Source organism: Streptomyces daghestanicus, assembly GCF_020521275.1.
In the GTDB taxonomy this organism is placed as follows: Bacteria; Actinomycetota; Actinomycetes; order Streptomycetales; family Streptomycetaceae; genus Streptomyces; species Streptomyces griseoviridis.
This window is the reverse complement of record NZ_BNDX01000007.1, coordinates 373,377-388,403: the sequence shown is the minus strand read 5'-3', so window position 1 is coordinate 388,403 and position 15,027 is coordinate 373,377. Positions and strand designations below refer to the sequence as shown.

The window sequence follows — 15,027 nt, the reverse complement described above, 5'->3', positions numbered from 1 at the left end:
ACGGTCATGACTGACAAGCTCCGTATCGTCGTCGGCTGCGACGACGCCGGCTACCAGTACAAGGAAGCGCTCAAGCGGGACCTGGAGAACAGCGGCCTGGTCGCGTCGGTCACCGATGTCGGGGTCGACGCCGACGGGCACACCGCCTACCCGAAGGTCGCCATAGCCGCCGCCGAGCTGGTCGCCCGCGGCGAGGCCGACCGCGCGCTGCTGGTGTGCGGCACCGGCCTCGGCGTCGCCATCGCCGCCAACAAGGTCAAGGGCATCCGCGCCGTCACCGCCCACGACTCCTTCTCCGTGGAGCGGGCGGTCCTCTCCAACAACGCCCAGGTGCTCACCTTCGGCCAGCGTGTCATCGGCCTGGAACTGGCCCGCCGGCTGGCCGGGGAGTGGCTGACCTACCGCTTCGACGAGACCTCGGCCTCCGCCGCCAAGGTCCAGCTGATGTGCGACTACGAAGAAGGCGCCGTCGGTGCCGACGGTGCCGACGGCGCTCACGGTGCGGAGGCCGCGGCCTGATGTCCGGCCCCGTACAGCCCCCCGTCCTGCTGGGGGTGAGCCTGAAGATGTACTTCGGCCACCACCAGACCCTCAACTGGGCGCGCAGGGTCGCGGACCTCGCCCGGCGGCACCCCGCGGTCACCTCCGGCGCCGCCCGCCTGTTCGTCCTCCCCGCCTTCCCGGCCATCGTCCCGGCCGCCGGCATCCTGGCGCCGTACGGCATCGGGGTCGGCGCCCAGGATGTGGCCACCGAGGACTCGGGTCCGTACACCGGCGAGGTCGGCGGCCCGTTCCTGAAGGAGATCGGCTGCCGCTACGCCGAGGTCGGCCATGCCGAACGCCGCCGCCTGTACGGCGAGGGCGACACGGTCGTCGCCGCCAAGACGGCCGCCGCCCTGCGCAACGGCCTCACCCCGGTCCTCTGCGTCGGCGAACGCGACCGGGGCACGCCCGGGCAGGCCGCCACCCGCACCGTCGCCGAGGCCGAGCGCCTGCTGCACGGCCTGTCCGGCGCGGTCGTCCTCGCCTACGAACCCCAGTGGGCCATCGGCGCCCCCGAACCGGCCGCCACCGAGCACATCGCCGCCGTCTGCACCGCCCTGCGCGGCTGGCTCGACGCCCGCCCCGGACACACCGGTTCGACCGTCATCTACGGCGGCAGCGCCGGCCCCGGCCTGCTCACCCGCCTCGCCGGTACCGCGGAGGGCCTCTTCCTCGGCCGCTTCGCCCACGACCCGGCGAACGTAGAGGCGATCCTCGACGAGATCCGCACCTCCGTGGAGGTGGCCTGATGGCCCACGGCATCAGCACCTACGCCTACTTCTGGCGGATCTCCGCCCGCGCCCCCCGGCCGCTGACCCTCACCGAGATGCTCACCGACACCGCATCGCTCGGCGGCCGGGTCTTCCAGATCTGCGACTACCCGCCGATCGAGACCTACGACGCCGCCCGGCTCGCCGACGTCCGCGCCACCGCCCGCGACCTGGGCCTGGAACTGGAACTCGGCACCCGCGGCGTCCGCCCCGGGCACCTGGCCACCTACCTCCGCCTGGCCGGCGAACTGGGCGTCACCCTGGTCCGCTCCATGCTCAACACCGCCGGCCACCGGCCCACGCCGGACGAGGCCGTCGCCCTGCTGCAGGAGAGCGTGCCCGCCTACGCCGACGCCGGCGTGACCCTCGGCCTGGAGACCTACGAGCAGGTCGCCACCGACGACCTGGTGTCCGTCGTCCGCCGGGTCGGCGACGACCACCTCGGCATCGTCCTGGACCCGGGCAACAGCGTCGCCCGGCTGGAACGCCCCGTCGACGTCGTGGCCGCCGCCGCGCCGTACACGGTCAACATCCACGTCAAGGACTTCGCCTTCACCCGCCGGGACGGCTGGGTCGGCTTCACCTACGCCGGCTGCCCGCTCGGCGAGGGACTCCTCGACCACGCCGGCATGGTCGCCGCCGTCCGACAGGCCCGGGGGGACCGCCGTGTCAACCAGATCGTGGAGCACTGGCTCCCGTGGCAGGACGAGGGCTTCGACGCCACCGCCCGGCTCGAACACCAGTGGACGCAGCACAGCATCAACACCCTTCTGAGGAGCGAGTAATGGCCACCGAGATCCAGACCGATGCGACGACCGTCGCCGTCATCGGGGCCGCCGGCAAGATGGGCCAGCGTGTCTCCAACAACCTGGTCGGGAGCGACTTCCGGGTGCTCTTCAGCGAGGCGTCCCCCCAGGGGCAGCAGCTGATCCGCGACCTCGGCCGCGAGCTGACCGAGTCCGCCGACGCCGCCGCCCGGGCCGACGTCGTCATCCTCGCCGTCCCGGACGTCGTCCTCGGCAAGGTCTCCGAGGAACTGGTGCCGCTGATGAAGCCGGGCACCGTCGTCCTCACCCTAGACCCGGCCGCCGCCTACGCCGGTCTGCTCTTCGAGCGCGAGGGCATCCACTACGCCTGCGCCCACCCCTGCCACCCGTCGGTGTTCCTGGAGCGCACCACCAAGGAGGAGTGGCAGGACACCTTCGGCGGCATCGCCGCCCCGCAGGAGGTCGTCGCCGCGTACGAGGGCGGGGACGCCGCCAAGCAGGAACTGGCCGACTCCGTCATCCGCGTGATGTACGCGCCCGTGGTCGACGTGCACTGGGTCACCGTCAAGCAGCTCGCGGTGCTGGAGCCGACCCTCGTGGAGACCATCGCCTGCATGGTCGGCGCCCTGCTCACCGAGGCCCTGCACGAGACCGTGCACACCGTCGGCGTCCCGGAGAAGGCCGCCCGCGCCATGCTGCTCGGCCACACCCAGGTCGCCCTCGCCAACACCCTCAAGGGCTCCAACCCGTTCTCCGACGCCTGCCTGATCGCCATGGACTACGGCCGTGAGTCCATCGTGCGCGACGACTGGAAGAAGGTCTTCGAGGACGAGGAACTGGACAAGGTCATCACGCGCATGCTGAAGATCAAGGAGATCAAGCGCTGACCCGCCCGCCCGGCCTCAGGATGGACCGCGCCGGAAGGCCCGGTCCATCCGGGGTTCCGGCACACACCGGAAGACCCGCCGCACCGGCGCCGTGCGGAGCGCGGTGACGCCACGCCGTCGAGCCAGAACGGCGACACCGGTCACCTCGCGCACGGGCCCCTCCCCGTCCGCCGGGAAGCCTCGCCCCGACGGCGGCTCGTCCCTGATGGGCGCCGACGACACGGACCTTCCGCCTCGGACCGGCGTATGCCCCGAGGCTACGACGCGCCGGAAGGCCCCTCGGGGGCGCGGGGCGCGGGCCCGAGCCGTTCCGCTTCGGCGGCGGACCTGATGCGCAGGCCCGGCCGGCGACGGTGCGCGGTCAGGTATGTCAGCCCCCGCGCGCCCGCCTCGACGCCGCGCGCGGCGCCGTGCGGCAGCCATGCAAGCCCGCCCGCGCGCAACGGGACCGGTTCGTCCGCGCCCAGCAGGGTGCCCTCGCCGCCCAGGACGAGGAGCAGGACGTCCAGGTCCGGCTCGGTGTGCGGGGCGACCCGGGCCGCCGGGGGGAGGCGGACCACATTGGCGTCGAGCTGCCGCCCGGCCTCCGCGAGTTTCCACAGCGCCCCGGCCGGCGCGTCGTCCTGGGCCGCGAGCGCGGCGGTGTCGCACAGGAACCGGGGGAGGGGCGCGCCCTCACCCGCCGCGGGCGTCGTCATCCGCCTGTCACCGTCTCTCTCCTCGTCACCATGGCGTACCGCGCGGCGCGCCGGCGCATCCGCCGTGACACACCGCACAGGGCCGATACCGCCCTCCAAAGGCGAAGGCTACATGCGTATTCGAGTGCCTTCGGATCGTGCGGCTGACGCAGTTCACCGACCTGGCCCCGCGCTCTGCGACGCGCCTGGCGGTGGCGAGACGACTGCGACCCGCTGACCACGCGCGAGGTGGCGGACGGCATGGGCGCGCCCTGCACCCGCGCGGCCAAGGCCGACACCCGCCTCCGGCACCTCGGTGTCGCGGGGGCACGGCGCGGACGCGGCGGCGGACCGGCGCTGACCGCCCTCGGACGGCGGTCCTTTGTGGGCCGGCTGGACCGGGAGCTCGAAGGGGACGGCGAGGTCGTCGAGTGCGAGGGCGACATGCCGTGCCCGCTGCGGGCGGCCTGCCGGCTGCCCGGCGCGCCGCGGGCCGCGCGGGCGGCCTTCCGTGCCGGCCTCGACCCGCTCACCGCCGCCGACCTGGTGACCTCGCCGACCGGCCCGGTCCTGCTCGGGCTGACGGAACGCCCTCCCCCCTGACCCGCTCGGCGGGACACGGGCCGGCACGTCGGCCCGCGACGCCCAGGCGCACCGACCACCTCATTCGGTGAGATACGACTCGGTGATGGCCTCAGTAACGCTCGGGGGGAGGTCCTCCTCCGTCGCACCGGCCTCTTGGGATGGCCGCTCAGTCCGAAGCTCGCAGCAGGAGGACACGCCCCGTGCCAACCGCCGCCCCGGGCCGTGACTGAGGCTCCACCCGGTGCGCGGTGGGGCACACCTTTCAGGCAGGCTCCGCGCTGGGCCGGGGAAGTTCGTCGGGCACTCCGGGGCACGCCGTCGGGGCGCTGACGGCGGAGACGGTCTCAGTCCAGCGTGGCAGGTACTGGTCCTTGTAGGCGTGCTGGCCCGGGACGGTGCGGCCCAGATCGAGGTACTCGTATCCGGCCGTGGTCAGATCCTGTGCGAGGTGGCGCAGGAGGGCGTGGCCGGGAGCGAGGTCTCTGCGGAGAGGGTCTATGGCCGGTACCACGGAGTAAGCCCGGCGGTGTCGCGTCAGACAGAGCTGGGCGGCGGCGATCTCGTCGTCCACGGCCAGGGTGACGATGAACGCCATGCCGGCGCCGCAGCGCTCGAGCACAGTCGGCCAGTGGGACGCGCCGGGGGCGTGAGGCGAGCCGGCGGGCGGCGCGTGGCCGGCCCAGCGGCGCGCGTGCAGGCGGGCCAGGACCGCGTAGGCGGTCAGCAGTTCGTCACTGTCGCGGGTGCGCCGGTAGGTCACCTTGCGGCGTCGGGCGAGTTCGTCCCAGACGCGTTGGCGTCGCTTGTGATCACGTCGGGTCGAGCGGGACATCTCCTCGTAGGCAAGGGGCAAAGGGATCTCGGCACAGTCGGTGACGCTGGTCTGCCAGCGCCCCGCAGCGGCGGAGCCGGTGGACGTGAGGTGTCGGGCGAGGGCACTGTCCGCGGGCAGGCCCGCCAGATCCACGTGCTGGCCCTCGGACGCCAGCCCTTCGAGGTACCCGGCAAGAGCCTTGGCCACCCGCGGGTCCTCGGCTGCCGGGCCCATGGCGCGGACGTACTCCCCCATCGGCGCCGACAGGGCGGTCGTACGCGGTCGGGCGCCCGCACGATCGCAGACCAGCGGCACAGCGGCCAGGACCTGCCGAGCAGGCCCCTCACACAGCGCGACGACCACGCGCGAGGAAGGCGGGAGCTGGTGCGCCCACCCGGTGAGCCACGACGGTGACTGGTAGGGGGTCGCCTCCGAGTCCTGCCGGTACAGATCCGCCCATGACGACGCGATGAAGGCGCCGGCAGCGGCCCCCTCCAGCACACGCACCGTGAAATCCAAGACCGCCTTCTTCCCCTCCGGGCGCCCCGCACGCCGCCTGTAGCCACAGGATCACGTCACCAGAACGGCAGATCGCCGCTTCAAACCCGTATTCACTCGGACGGGAACCGCCGAACCGCGATCACCGGGCGGGGCGAATCGCGACGCAGGCCGGGGTGCCTGGGCCCGAGGTGCGGGAGGCCGCCTCGGAGGAGCCGCCGCCGGCGGGCAGGCCGGCACCACCTGCCGGTGGGAGAGACGTCACCACCACCGCGGCCGCCACTCACGGCGCCAAGTGCGGACAGGACAGCCCCCAGAGGCAGCACCGTACGGCCAGAGCATCGCCGGCGAGGCCACTTGGGAAGCAGCTGAACAACGCCATCGCCCGCTACGGCCGCGTCGACCTGCTCCGCGTCGGCGAACTCGGATACGTGGAACTCGTGGACCTGTCCCGGCGTTCGTCCCCCGCCTGCTGCCGGCTACGCAGCACCCCCCACGTCGGAACCCAGCACGCTCGGCAGTGCGAACGGAGGCCGTGTCCCACGGCGGGTCAGTAGGAGCAGCCGGTGGTGGGCAGAGAACTCGGGGCCGGTGGGGTGGTGTTGTCGTAGAGGGCGAGGAGCAGTCGCTGCGGGCAGTGCTTGACGCCGCCGACGCGGATCTCGAAGTGGAGGTGCGGTCCGGTGGACTGGCCCGTGTTGCCGGACTCGCCGAGGTACTGGCCGGGGGTGACGGTGGTCCCGGCTCCGACGGCCCGGGAGTCAAGGTGACCGTAGATGTACGTGACGCCGCCTGCGTCGGTCAGGGTGACGCCGTTGCCGAAGCCGCCGTCGATGTGGCCCACGGTGCCGCGGGTGACGGCGTAGACGGGGGTGCCGATGGGGACCTGGATGTCGATCGCCGCGTAGTCGTGGTGCGGGTCGTCCAGTTCGCTGCGCGGGACGGCCGACCGGGGGAGGACGTAGGCGTACTGCCGGCCGACGCAGTCGGCGGTCTCCGGTTCGGCGGAGAGCAGGGTCTGCGTCCATCCGGAGGGGTCGACCGGATCGTCGGTGTGGTAGACGATGTCGCTGCCCGAGCCGTCGTCGGGGTCGAGGTCCTGGTACCAGTACATGCCTCCCGCCGAGGTGACCCCGTAGTAGAGGCCGCCGCCGGGTGATACGAGTTTGTCGAAGCCCGACCAGCCGGACGCGACGAGCTGCCTCCCGGTCCAGTCCCCCGCGTCATCGATCCGGTACTCCAGCAGCCGGCCGTCGGCGGCGTTGGCCAGAAGCCGGTCGTCCCCGGTGGAGGTCAGCGCCTTCAGGACGAAGCCGCCGCCGATCTCACGACGCTGGCCGATGTGCTGGGACCCGGCCGGCTTGGGCTGCGAGACGAGGTACTGCAGCAGCACCCCGCCCGCGGTGCCGTAGAGGTGCCCGTGGCCGTCATGGACGAGCTTGTCGTGGGTCCAGCCCGTCCCGATCGGCGTGGGAGCGCTCATCAGTGCGAGGGAGAGGTTGTTGGTCTTGACGTCGATCCGGTAGAGGGTTCCGGACGCGTCGGTGGCGAGGACGGTGTTGAAGTTCAGCGTCGCCAGGGCTCTGGGCTCGAAACCGAGATCGGGGCCTATGTGGGTCTTGAGGCGGTTGCCGGTGGAGGGATCGATCTGGGAGTACGTCAGCCGGCCGTCGGCGAGGGCGCCGTAGACGGACACGGAACCGGAGCAGTCGGCGTCAGCTGCCGCGGCGCGCACGGTGCTCGGGCTCTCGCCGGTGCGGAGCGCGCCGGCGTGGACGGCCGCCGTGGCGCTGGTGCCCAGCCCGAGGGCCAGGGTCCAGGTGAGGAGCGCTCGAACGATTCTGCGGCGTCTATGGGTCAACGTCGGTCCTCCGTCGGTCCGGGTCCGGTGGCACGGGGCGCCCGAGTTCCGGTGTCCGTGCCCTGGTGAGAGCGTCGGCGCGCGGGGTGGTGCCGGCGACGGTGAGCCTTTCCGACGATGAGACCGGTCCGCGCGACACGTGATGCAACTGTGACAGGCTGTCGCGGACTTGACCGGAGAGCGCTCCCTTCGCGACCCGGGGAAGTCTTGACCGTTCGCCAGGAGTCGGCGTAACGGCGCGCAGCCTCCACTCGGCCCGGCCCACGCGATCCGGAACTGACCGGCACACCCGGATGGCGTCTGACGAACTCCTCGGCCGACTGGCCTGGAACTGATCCCGTTGCGTGAGCGAGGACGGCTCCGGCCGCGAGGAGACGAACGCATGCGTGCCCGTGGTGCCGGAGCCAAGGACAGCTGACCGCCGCTGCCGGCTGCCGCCGCGCCCAGGGACAGGACGGAGACGACGGCCCGGGGCACGGCAGCCATGGCACCCCGGCGGCCGCACCACCCCGGGTCCGCACCCGGATGATCAACCGTCTCGGTGCACGCCCTCCGGGGCACACCCCTTCCGAGATCCTTCCGGACGTCACCGGATCGCGGACATGGGACACGCTCCAGAGGAACGAGAGGACGACCGAACATGATCAGCACGGAACAGGCCGCTGCCCCCGTCGTGGAGCAGTCGGTCCTCGACGACCTGCGCCTGCGCCTGCGCGGCTACCGCCGAGTCGACGTTCCCACCGGGCCGGGATGGGCGCGCGGTGTCGACGGCGCCTACCTCGCGGACCTCATCTCCTACTGGGCCCGCTCCTACGACTGGCGCGAGCACGAAGCCCGGCTCCGCGCCCTGCCATGGGTCCTCACCGGCCGGGGCGACGCACCGGTACGTGCGCTTCATCTGCGAGCGGCCCGCGCCGACGCGGTCGCGGTGGTGCTCCTGCACGGGTGGCCCGATTCCGTCCTGCGGTTCGAGAGGGTGTGGCCCCTGCTGCCCGACCTCCACGTAGTCGTCCCGGCCCTGCCCGGCTTCCCGTTCGCCGCCCCTGTCGCCCGCCGCGGTATGTCGTCCCGGGACATGGCCGAAGCGATCGCCGACGCGATGACCGGGCTCGGCTACGAGCGTTACGTCGTGTCCGCCGGTGATGTGGGCTGCGACGTCGCCGAGGCGCTGGCCGCTGCCCACCCCGACCGCGTCGCCGCCCTGCACCTGACGGACGTGTCGCAGTACCACTTCCTGGTGGACCCGCCGAAGGACCTGTCAGACGCGGAGCGGGCATACGTCCGGCACGGTCATCACTGGCAGGCCACGGAGGGCGGTTACATGCACGAACAGGCCACCAGACCGCACACGTTGACGGTGGCCCTCGGTGACTCGCCCGCGGGCTTGGCCGCCTGGATCCTGGAGAAGCTGCGGGCGTGGACCGACTGCGGCGGCGATGTGGAAACGGTGTTCACCCGGGACGAGTTGCTCACATGGATCACCGCATACTGGGTCAGCGGCGCCATCGGCACCTCCTTCACTCCCTACGCCGAGAGCGCGGCGAAACCGACCGGACGCATCGACGTCCCCACGGCATTCACGATCTTCCCGAAGGACCTCGTCAACGCGCCCCGCGAGTTCGCGGCACGCTTCTTCGACGTCCGCTCCTGGACAGAGGAGCCCGCCGGCGGTCACTTCGCCGCCTGGGAGCGCCCGTCGGAGTACGCCGCCGGCATCCGCACGGCGGTGGGTCTGGCGAGGCGGGGCTCTGCGTCCCTGTGATCCTCCTCGCCCCGGCGGCGGTGCTGCTTCAGGCGGCAGAGCCGGGGGGAGTCTCATCGGCCAGGGCCGGGCGCGATTTCGACGGGGCCGGTAGTGCGAGGTCCTGGTCGGGCAGCCGCCTCCGGCGGTGAAGACGCGGCTGTCGGGGCACACCGTTCGCTGCCGGCACCGGATGCTCGCTCAAGGCCCTGGTGGGGTCCGGCGGCCTTCGCCATGGAGAGGGTCCACGCGCGAGAGCAGGGGTGGAGGTCTGGGCCTCACCGCCACGGCGCGAGGTGTGCACGGACCCTTCCAGATGCAGGCCGCCGGGTGGGGGCAGACGGTTGCCTCCCTCGGCTCAGTCCCATGGCCTCACCGGCCCTGCGGACGTGGACGAGCTGGTCCGCTGGGGTGCTCGTTCCAGTCGGCGAGCCAGGACCGGATGTCTCGCTCCGATCTGTCCGTGGGCAGCGGGGCATCGCCGCACGGGACCGCGAAGCCCCCCGCACGGTCCCGGACGACGGTCCCCTGGGCGACAGCCGTCGGCTGCCGTGATCCGCGGTGGCCGTCACCCGGGGCCGGCGCCGGTTCACGCCGGCCGGAAGGGTGTCCGGGCGGGGGAGTGGGCTGCCGTGGCGGTGGTCCCGGAACGGCCGGACCACGCCGCCCACCGGCCCTCGCGCCGGGCCACCCTGATCGGCCGCCCGAAGCAGGCGGTGAGGCCGTCGTCGGTCAGCACCTCCGACACCGGTCCGCTGGCCAGGACCCGTCCCTCGCGCAGCAGCAGCGCGTGACCGACCACCGGGGACAACTCCTCCAGGTGATGCGTCACCGTCACCGTGGCCAGCCGCGGCCGCCCTTCCGCGAGCTGGTGCAGGGCCTCGACGAGATCCTCCCGGGAGGGCAGGTCGAGGGCGTTGAACGGCTCGTCCAGGAGCAGCAGCGCCGGGTCGGCCATCAGCGCGCGGGCGATCAGCACCCGGGCCCGCTGACCGCCCGAGCACACGCCGTACGGGCGGTCCGCCAGCTCTTTGATGCCCAGCTCGGCCAGGAGTTCGTGGGCCCGCTGCCGGACCTCGTCGTCGTAAGCGCGCCACAGCGGCTGCACGGTGCCGGTGTGGCCCGTCAGGACGACGGTGTGCGCGCCGAGGTTCTCGGGCACCCGCTGCGCCGAGGAGACGTGGCCGATCCGGGCGCGCAGCTCCCGCACGTCGACCCGGCCGAGGCGGGCGCTCAGGACGTCGACCGTGCCGGTCGTGGGGTGCATCAGCGCGCCCAGCAGCCGCAGCAGGGTGGTCTTGCCGGCGCCGTTGGCGCCCAGCAGGGCCCAGTGCTCCCCGGGGCGTACGGACCAGTCGACGGCGTCCAGGATCACCTGGTCGGTGGTGAAGCGGCGGACGCTGACGTCCCGGAGGAGGACGACGGCCCTCTCCTGGCCGTTCCCCGTGTGCTCCGCGAACTCCCCGGCCATGCGTGAACTCCTCTCGGTCCCGGACTGCGCCGTCCGGCGGTCCACGGTAGATGTAAACGACATGCTGTTGCTGGGGCGTCCGAGTCCTGGACGGGCGTGCCACCGGGCGGGGGCGGGGACCGGCCGGGGTGTGCGGCGTACCGCGCGTGTCGCGGGAACGGGCACGGTCCGGCTGAGGAGCGCGTGTTCCGCGTGCGGCGTGCGCCGGTGCGGGCCGGTCAGGGCGGGCGGGCGTACCGCGTGCGCCGCGGGGCGGTCCGGTGGAGCCTGGTGTCCGTGCAACGCAGAAGCGCGCGCCGCGCGGACGGCGGCAGCGGCGGCCGGGCCGGTTCCGGTGCCGGTGGGGCGGACCCCGGGACCGGCACCGCGGACACTGCCCTCGACGAGCTGTACGCCACCCCGCCGCCGCGTTTCGTCGCCCGCCGCGAGGAACTGGCCGCCGAGGCCAGGACGGCCGGCCGCGCGGCGGACGCCCGCCTCGTCCAGCAGGCCCGCCGGCCCACCCTGGCGGCCTGGGCGGCCAATCTCCTGCTGCGGTCCCGGCCGGAGGAGTCCGCGCGGCTGCTGGAACTGGGCCGCGCCCTGCGTGCCGCCTACCGAACCCTGGACGCCGCGGAGCTGAAGTCGCTGACCGCCCAGCGGCGGCTCGTCACCGCCCTGGCCCGGCAGGCCGCCGACCTGGCCGACGCGGCCGGCCACCCGCTCTCCGCGGCGGTCCGGCAGGAGGTCGAGTCGACCCTCGGCGCGGTCCTGGCCGACGAGGAGTGCGCCGACCGGTGGGCCGCCGGCCGTCTGCACACCGCCCTCACCCCTCCGTCGGCGTTCCCCGTGGGCGACCTCGCCGCGCCCCCGCCGGCGCCTGTGCGCGAGGGGCGGGAGGAAGGCCGGGCGGCACGGCGCGGGAAACCGGCGGACCGGCCGGCCGTCCGTGCCCGGCACGACCGTGCCGGGGACGAACTGGCCGGGGACGAACTGGCCGCACGCCGCCGGGCCCGGCAGGAGCGGCTCGACCGGGCCCGGAAGGCGGCCGAGGAGGCGGCGCGGCACCGGTCCGCCGCGCGGGCCGAGGCGGCGGAGGCGGACACCGCGCTCGACCGGGCCCGCGAGCGGCACGAGGAGGCCCGGCAGCGGGTGACCGAGGCGCGGCGACGGCTGGACGAGGCCCGTACGGAGGCCCGGCGTGCCGACCGGGAACAGCGGCGGGCCGAGGAACGGCAGCGTACGGCGGCCCACGCCCTGACCGAGGCGGAACAGACGGCCCGCGAGGCCGAACGGGCGGTACGCCGGGCCGACCCGCCCGGCCGCTGACCGGCATCCCCCGCATGCCCCCGCCGCGTACTCCGCCCGCCCGCGCCCGGCGCGCGCTCCGGCCCCCGGAGTGCCAGCGTGGTCGGAACGGACGGCCCGCCGAGCGGCCCCGGGGCGCGGACGCGTCCCGCGGGACGGGCGGTACGGCGGCGGATCGGTACGGCGGCGGAACGATACGGCAGGAGGAGCGGACGGCCATGGCACGCGCGATCTGGACCGGTGTGATCACCTTCGGGCTGGTCAGCGTGCCGGTCGCCCTGTTCACCGCGACCGAGGACCACACCGTCCACTTCCACCAGTTGCAGCGCGACACCGCCGACCGCGTCCGCAACCGGCGCGTCAACGAGCGTACCGGCGACGAGGTCTCCTCCCGGGACATCGTCAAGGGATACGAACTGGACCAGGGCGACTACGTGGTGGTCGAGCCCGACGAACTCGACTCGATCGCCCCGGGCCGCTCCCGGACCGTCGACATCACCGACTTCGTCGACCTCGCGGACATCGAGCCCGTCTACTTCGACCGCACCTATTACGTCGCCCCCAGGGGCGAGGAGTACGGCAAGGTCTACGAACTGCTCCGCGCGGCCCTGGCCGGCACCGGCAAGGCCGGCATCGCCACCGTCGTGATGCGCAACAAGCAGTACCTCACGGCCCTGCGCGCCGAGGCGGACCACCTGGTCATGCAGACCCTGCACTGGGCGGACGAGGTCCGCGACCCCGCCCGCGAACTGCCCGGCCTCCCCGCCGAACGGGCCGGGCGCGGCAAGGAACTGGACATGGCGGTACGGCTGATCGACGCGATGAGCGGGCCGTGGGAGCCGGAGCGTTACCACGACACCTACCGGGACCGGGTCCGCGAGCTGGTCCGGGACAAGGCGGCCGGCCGGGAGATCGCGACGGCCCAGGAACCGCCCCGCGCCACCGACGTCGTCGACCTGATGGCCCTCCTCGAGAGCAGCCTCGACCAGGCCGGCGGTACCGGCGGAGAGGGCCGCGCCGGCCAGCGCGGCGAGGACGCCGGCCGTGCGAAGAAGCCCGGCCGGGGCACGGGCCGCACGGCCGAACGAGGCAAGGGCGGGAGCCCCGGACACGGACGTGGCGAGCGACCACGCGGCGGGCGCGAGGGTGCCGAAGGGAAGGACGAACTGCACCGGCTGACCAAGGCGGAGCTGTACCGGAGGGCCACCGAACAGGCCGTCCCCGGCCGCTCCCAGATGACCCGCGAGGAGCTGATCGACGCCCTGACCGGCCCGGAGCGCCGCCGCCGGGGCCGGGGCCGGGCGAGGAGCGCGGCCTGACCCCTCCGGGGCGAGCACGGCCGTCACGCGGGCGCCGCCGTACCACCGGGGCCGGCCCGAGGGACCATGACGCCCCGGACCGCCCGTCCGGGACTGTCTTCCCGTCCGGGACTGTCTTCCCGTCCGGGACTGTCTTCCCGTCCGGGACCGTCTTGCCGTCCGGGACCGTCTTGCCGTCCGGGACCGCCTTCCCGGTCGGGACCGCCTTCCCGGTCGGGACCGCCCTCCCGACCGGTACCGCCCTCCCCGCCGGTACCGCTCGTACGCCGGGGCGGGACACCGACGGTCCGCGCCCCCACGTACCATCGAGCGGTTGACACCCCTCCCACCAGCCGCTTCCCGCCCCCCCGTTCTGAGGAGCCCCCGCCGGTGCCCGCCGTCCTGCCGCCGCCCCGAACCGGTCCCGGCTCCCGCCTGCTCGACTGGGAGCACCTGGTCCGCACGGAGGACGGCGAGCACCTGCACGCGCTGCTCTGGCGGGCCGGCCCCGGCTGGCGGATGGTCGCCAGTGCCGTCCTGGGCGGCGGGATCGCCGAGCGGGCGTGGGTGCTCAACGCCCAGGTGGCCCACGGCTACCGCCGTACCGACCCCGCCGGGCACCTGGCGGCGTTGGCCGTTGCGGCCGGGGCGGCGGGGCCGGGCGTCGGCCTGATGACGGCCGCCGAGGTGGCCGACCCGGGGTACGCGCGGGACGGGGGAGCGGAAGCCGTGGCGACCGCGGGCGTCTCGGTGCGGGGCTGGGCGGCGTCCCCGGCGGAGGGGACCCGCGGTGCCGCCGCGCCGGGCACGATCAACATCGTCGCCGCCGTCCCCGTCCCGCTGGGCGACGCGGCACTGGTCAACGCGGTGATGACGGCGACGGAGGCCAAGGTCCAGGCGCTGCTGGACGCCGGCTACGACTGCTCCGGCACCCCCACGGACGCCGTGTGCGTCGCGGCCCGCGCACCGCGCGCCGGTGCGCCGGCGCACGCCTTCGCCGGCCCCCGCTCCGAATGGGGAGCCCGGCTGGCCCGGGCCGTGCACCGGGCCGTGCTGTCCGCCCTGCCCGGGGAACCGGGCCCGCCCCCGGCCGGCGAGGGCCACCGCGCCCACCCGGCACCGCCCACCCTCGCCTGATGGGGTCCGTGCCGGTGCGCCGGGTCACCGCAGGTCGACCAGACGGTCCAGCGGCGTCCCGTCCGCCCACCGCCGCAGCAGCGCGCCGTCCATGAGCCGGGTGCCGGCGCGGTGCCGGGCCCACCGCGCGTCCCGCGCGCTGAACGTGCCCCGGTGCACGATGAGCAGCAACGGCGGTCCGGCGCCGGGCGGGTCCTCGTCGGGCAGGGGCTCGGCCACGGGGCGGAACACCACCTCCAGCCGGTGCCCCCGGGGATGACGCGCCCGGACCCGGGGCCGTACCCGGTCACCGGACGGCGGCCGGACCGACCAGCCGTCCCGACGCAGCATCCGCGAGACGGCCGACGCCAGTCCCGCCGCGTCCAGGGCGGCGATCTCCTCGGCGGTGTACCGGCCGCGCCGGCGCCGGGCCGCCGGGCGCAGCGCGCGGACGGCGAGCGGTACGACGACGGCCAGCAGCGCGAGGAAGACGAACGGCACCACGACGCCGAGGGCGCGGTAACCCGCGGCCAGCCCCGCCACCCCGGCGCACAGCACGAGGACCAGCACCGTCAGCGCCGGGAGCACCTCGCGGAACTCCGGGCCGTGCCGGCCCTGCGCCCGCAACAGCCGTACGGTGTCCCGCCGTCGGGCGCGGCGGGAGGCGCTCCGACCGGTCGTGCCACGCCACATCGTCATCGGAGCCGGCCCC

At 74.3% G+C, this 15,027-nt stretch carries 13 protein-coding genes and 1 pseudogene; 9 read left to right on the top strand and 5 right to left on the bottom strand.

Annotation, left to right across the window (positions count from 1 at the left end; translation table 11 throughout):
• Window positions 1–6 precede the first annotated feature (6 nt).
• Genes Sdagh_RS09055 through Sdagh_RS09040 form a run of 4 tightly spaced genes read left to right on the top strand, consistent with a single transcriptional unit; the run spans window position 7 to window position 2,967 of the window.
• On the top strand, window positions 7–519 hold the full coding sequence (locus Sdagh_RS09055; protein WP_190011876.1) for a ribose-5-phosphate isomerase: 513 nt from the start codon (window positions 7–9) through the stop codon (window positions 517–519).
• Entirely contained in the window at window positions 519–1,292 is a 774-nt protein-coding gene (locus Sdagh_RS09050) for a triose-phosphate isomerase family protein (RefSeq protein ID WP_190078192.1), read from the top strand. The genes Sdagh_RS09055 and Sdagh_RS09050 overlap by 1 nt, the downstream gene beginning before the upstream one ends.
• On the top strand, window positions 1,292–2,098 hold the full coding sequence (locus tag Sdagh_RS09045) for a sugar phosphate isomerase/epimerase family protein (protein WP_189424661.1): 807 nt from the start codon (window positions 1,292–1,294) through the stop codon (window positions 2,096–2,098). Before Sdagh_RS09050 ends, Sdagh_RS09045 begins: the two co-directional genes overlap by 1 nt.
• A complete protein-coding gene (locus Sdagh_RS09040; RefSeq protein WP_189424658.1) occupies window positions 2,098–2,967 on the top strand; it encodes a phosphogluconate dehydrogenase C-terminal domain-containing protein in 870 nt (289 codons plus the stop codon). Before Sdagh_RS09045 ends, Sdagh_RS09040 begins: the two co-directional genes overlap by 1 nt.
• Window positions 2,968–3,224: 257 nt before the next feature.
• Here Sdagh_RS09040 and Sdagh_RS09035 read toward each other — a convergent pair whose 3' ends face one another.
• Complete coding sequence (locus tag Sdagh_RS09035) at window positions 3,225–3,665, bottom strand: hypothetical protein (protein WP_189424656.1); 441 nt, start codon at window positions 3,663–3,665, stop codon at window positions 3,225–3,227.
• Between the two features lie 137 nt (window positions 3,666–3,802).
• Here Sdagh_RS09035 and Sdagh_RS09030 point away from each other — a divergent pair.
• Window positions 3,803–4,247 (top strand): annotated as a pseudogene (locus tag Sdagh_RS09030) (Rrf2 family transcriptional regulator).
• 244 nt (window positions 4,248–4,491) lie between these two features.
• Here the strand turns inward: Sdagh_RS09030 and Sdagh_RS09025 are convergent.
• The gene (locus Sdagh_RS09025; protein ID WP_226534896.1) at window positions 4,492–5,550 is read right to left on the bottom strand and encodes a GNAT family N-acetyltransferase; all 1,059 of its coding nucleotides are present in this window, start codon (window positions 5,548–5,550) and stop codon (window positions 4,492–4,494) included.
• A 541-nt stretch (window positions 5,551–6,091) separates the two neighbouring features.
• Window positions 6,092–7,402: a M23 family metallopeptidase gene (locus tag Sdagh_RS09020; protein WP_190011873.1), complete on the bottom strand. Its 1,311-nt coding sequence runs from the start codon at window positions 7,400–7,402 to the stop codon at window positions 6,092–6,094.
• Between the two features lie 640 nt (window positions 7,403–8,042).
• Here Sdagh_RS09020 and Sdagh_RS09015 point away from each other — a divergent pair.
• On the top strand, window positions 8,043–9,164 hold the full coding sequence (locus tag Sdagh_RS09015; RefSeq protein WP_189424856.1) for an epoxide hydrolase family protein: 1,122 nt from the start codon (window positions 8,043–8,045) through the stop codon (window positions 9,162–9,164).
• A gap of 568 nt (window positions 9,165–9,732) precedes the next feature.
• Here Sdagh_RS09015 and Sdagh_RS09010 read toward each other — a convergent pair.
• Window positions 9,733–10,614 (bottom strand): ABC transporter ATP-binding protein, encoded by an 882-nt coding sequence (locus Sdagh_RS09010; RefSeq protein WP_190078193.1) that lies wholly within the window; start codon window positions 10,612–10,614, stop codon window positions 9,733–9,735.
• Between the two features lie 276 nt (window positions 10,615–10,890).
• On the opposite strand from Sdagh_RS09010, the gene Sdagh_RS09005 reads away from it, so the two are divergent.
• The 3 genes from Sdagh_RS09005 to Sdagh_RS08995 all read left to right on the top strand — a co-directional run bounded on the left by Sdagh_RS09005 (window position 10,891) and on the right by Sdagh_RS08995 (window position 14,336).
• A complete protein-coding gene (locus Sdagh_RS09005; protein WP_226534895.1) occupies window positions 10,891–11,922 on the top strand; it encodes a hypothetical protein in 1,032 nt (343 codons plus the stop codon).
• A gap of 197 nt (window positions 11,923–12,119) precedes the next feature.
• A complete protein-coding gene (gene ku, locus Sdagh_RS09000) occupies window positions 12,120–13,220 on the top strand; it encodes a non-homologous end joining protein Ku (protein ID WP_190078194.1) in 1,101 nt (366 codons plus the stop codon).
• A 369-nt stretch (window positions 13,221–13,589) separates the two neighbouring features.
• Window positions 13,590–14,336, top strand: coding sequence for an adenosylcobinamide amidohydrolase (locus Sdagh_RS08995; RefSeq protein WP_190011871.1), 747 nt, complete (start codon window positions 13,590–13,592; stop codon window positions 14,334–14,336).
• Window positions 14,337–14,360: 24 nt separating this feature from the next.
• On the opposite strand, the gene Sdagh_RS08990 is transcribed toward Sdagh_RS08995, so the two are convergent.
• Window positions 14,361–15,014 (bottom strand): alpha/beta hydrolase family protein, encoded by a 654-nt coding sequence (locus tag Sdagh_RS08990; protein ID WP_308288741.1) that lies wholly within the window; start codon window positions 15,012–15,014, stop codon window positions 14,361–14,363.
• Window positions 15,015–15,027: the final 13 nt, after the last annotated feature.

Bases quoted from the DNA above. Each gene is read 5' to 3' on its own strand.
- Sdagh_RS09055 (WP_190011876.1), top strand. From the start codon at position 7: ATGACTGACAAGCTCCGTATCGTCGTCGGCTGCGACGACGCCGGCTAC.
- Sdagh_RS09050 (WP_190078192.1), top strand. From the start codon at position 519: ATGTCCGGCCCCGTACAGCCCCCCGTCCTGCTGGGGGTGAGCCTGAAG.
- Sdagh_RS09045 (WP_189424661.1), top strand. From the start codon at position 1,292: ATGGCCCACGGCATCAGCACCTACGCCTACTTCTGGCGGATCTCCGCC.
- Sdagh_RS09040 (WP_189424658.1), top strand. From the start codon at position 2,098: ATGGCCACCGAGATCCAGACCGATGCGACGACCGTCGCCGTCATCGGG.
- Sdagh_RS09035 (WP_189424656.1), bottom strand. From the start codon at position 3,665: ATGACGACGCCCGCGGCGGGTGAGGGCGCGCCCCTCCCCCGGTTCCTG.
- Sdagh_RS09015 (WP_189424856.1), top strand. From the start codon at position 8,043: ATGATCAGCACGGAACAGGCCGCTGCCCCCGTCGTGGAGCAGTCGGTC.
- Sdagh_RS09010 (WP_190078193.1), bottom strand. From the start codon at position 10,614: ATGGCCGGGGAGTTCGCGGAGCACACGGGGAACGGCCAGGAGAGGGCC.
- ku (WP_190078194.1), top strand. From the start codon at position 12,120: ATGGCACGCGCGATCTGGACCGGTGTGATCACCTTCGGGCTGGTCAGC.
- Sdagh_RS08990 (WP_308288741.1), bottom strand. From the start codon at position 15,014: ATGACGATGTGGCGTGGCACGACCGGTCGGAGCGCCTCCCGCCGCGCC.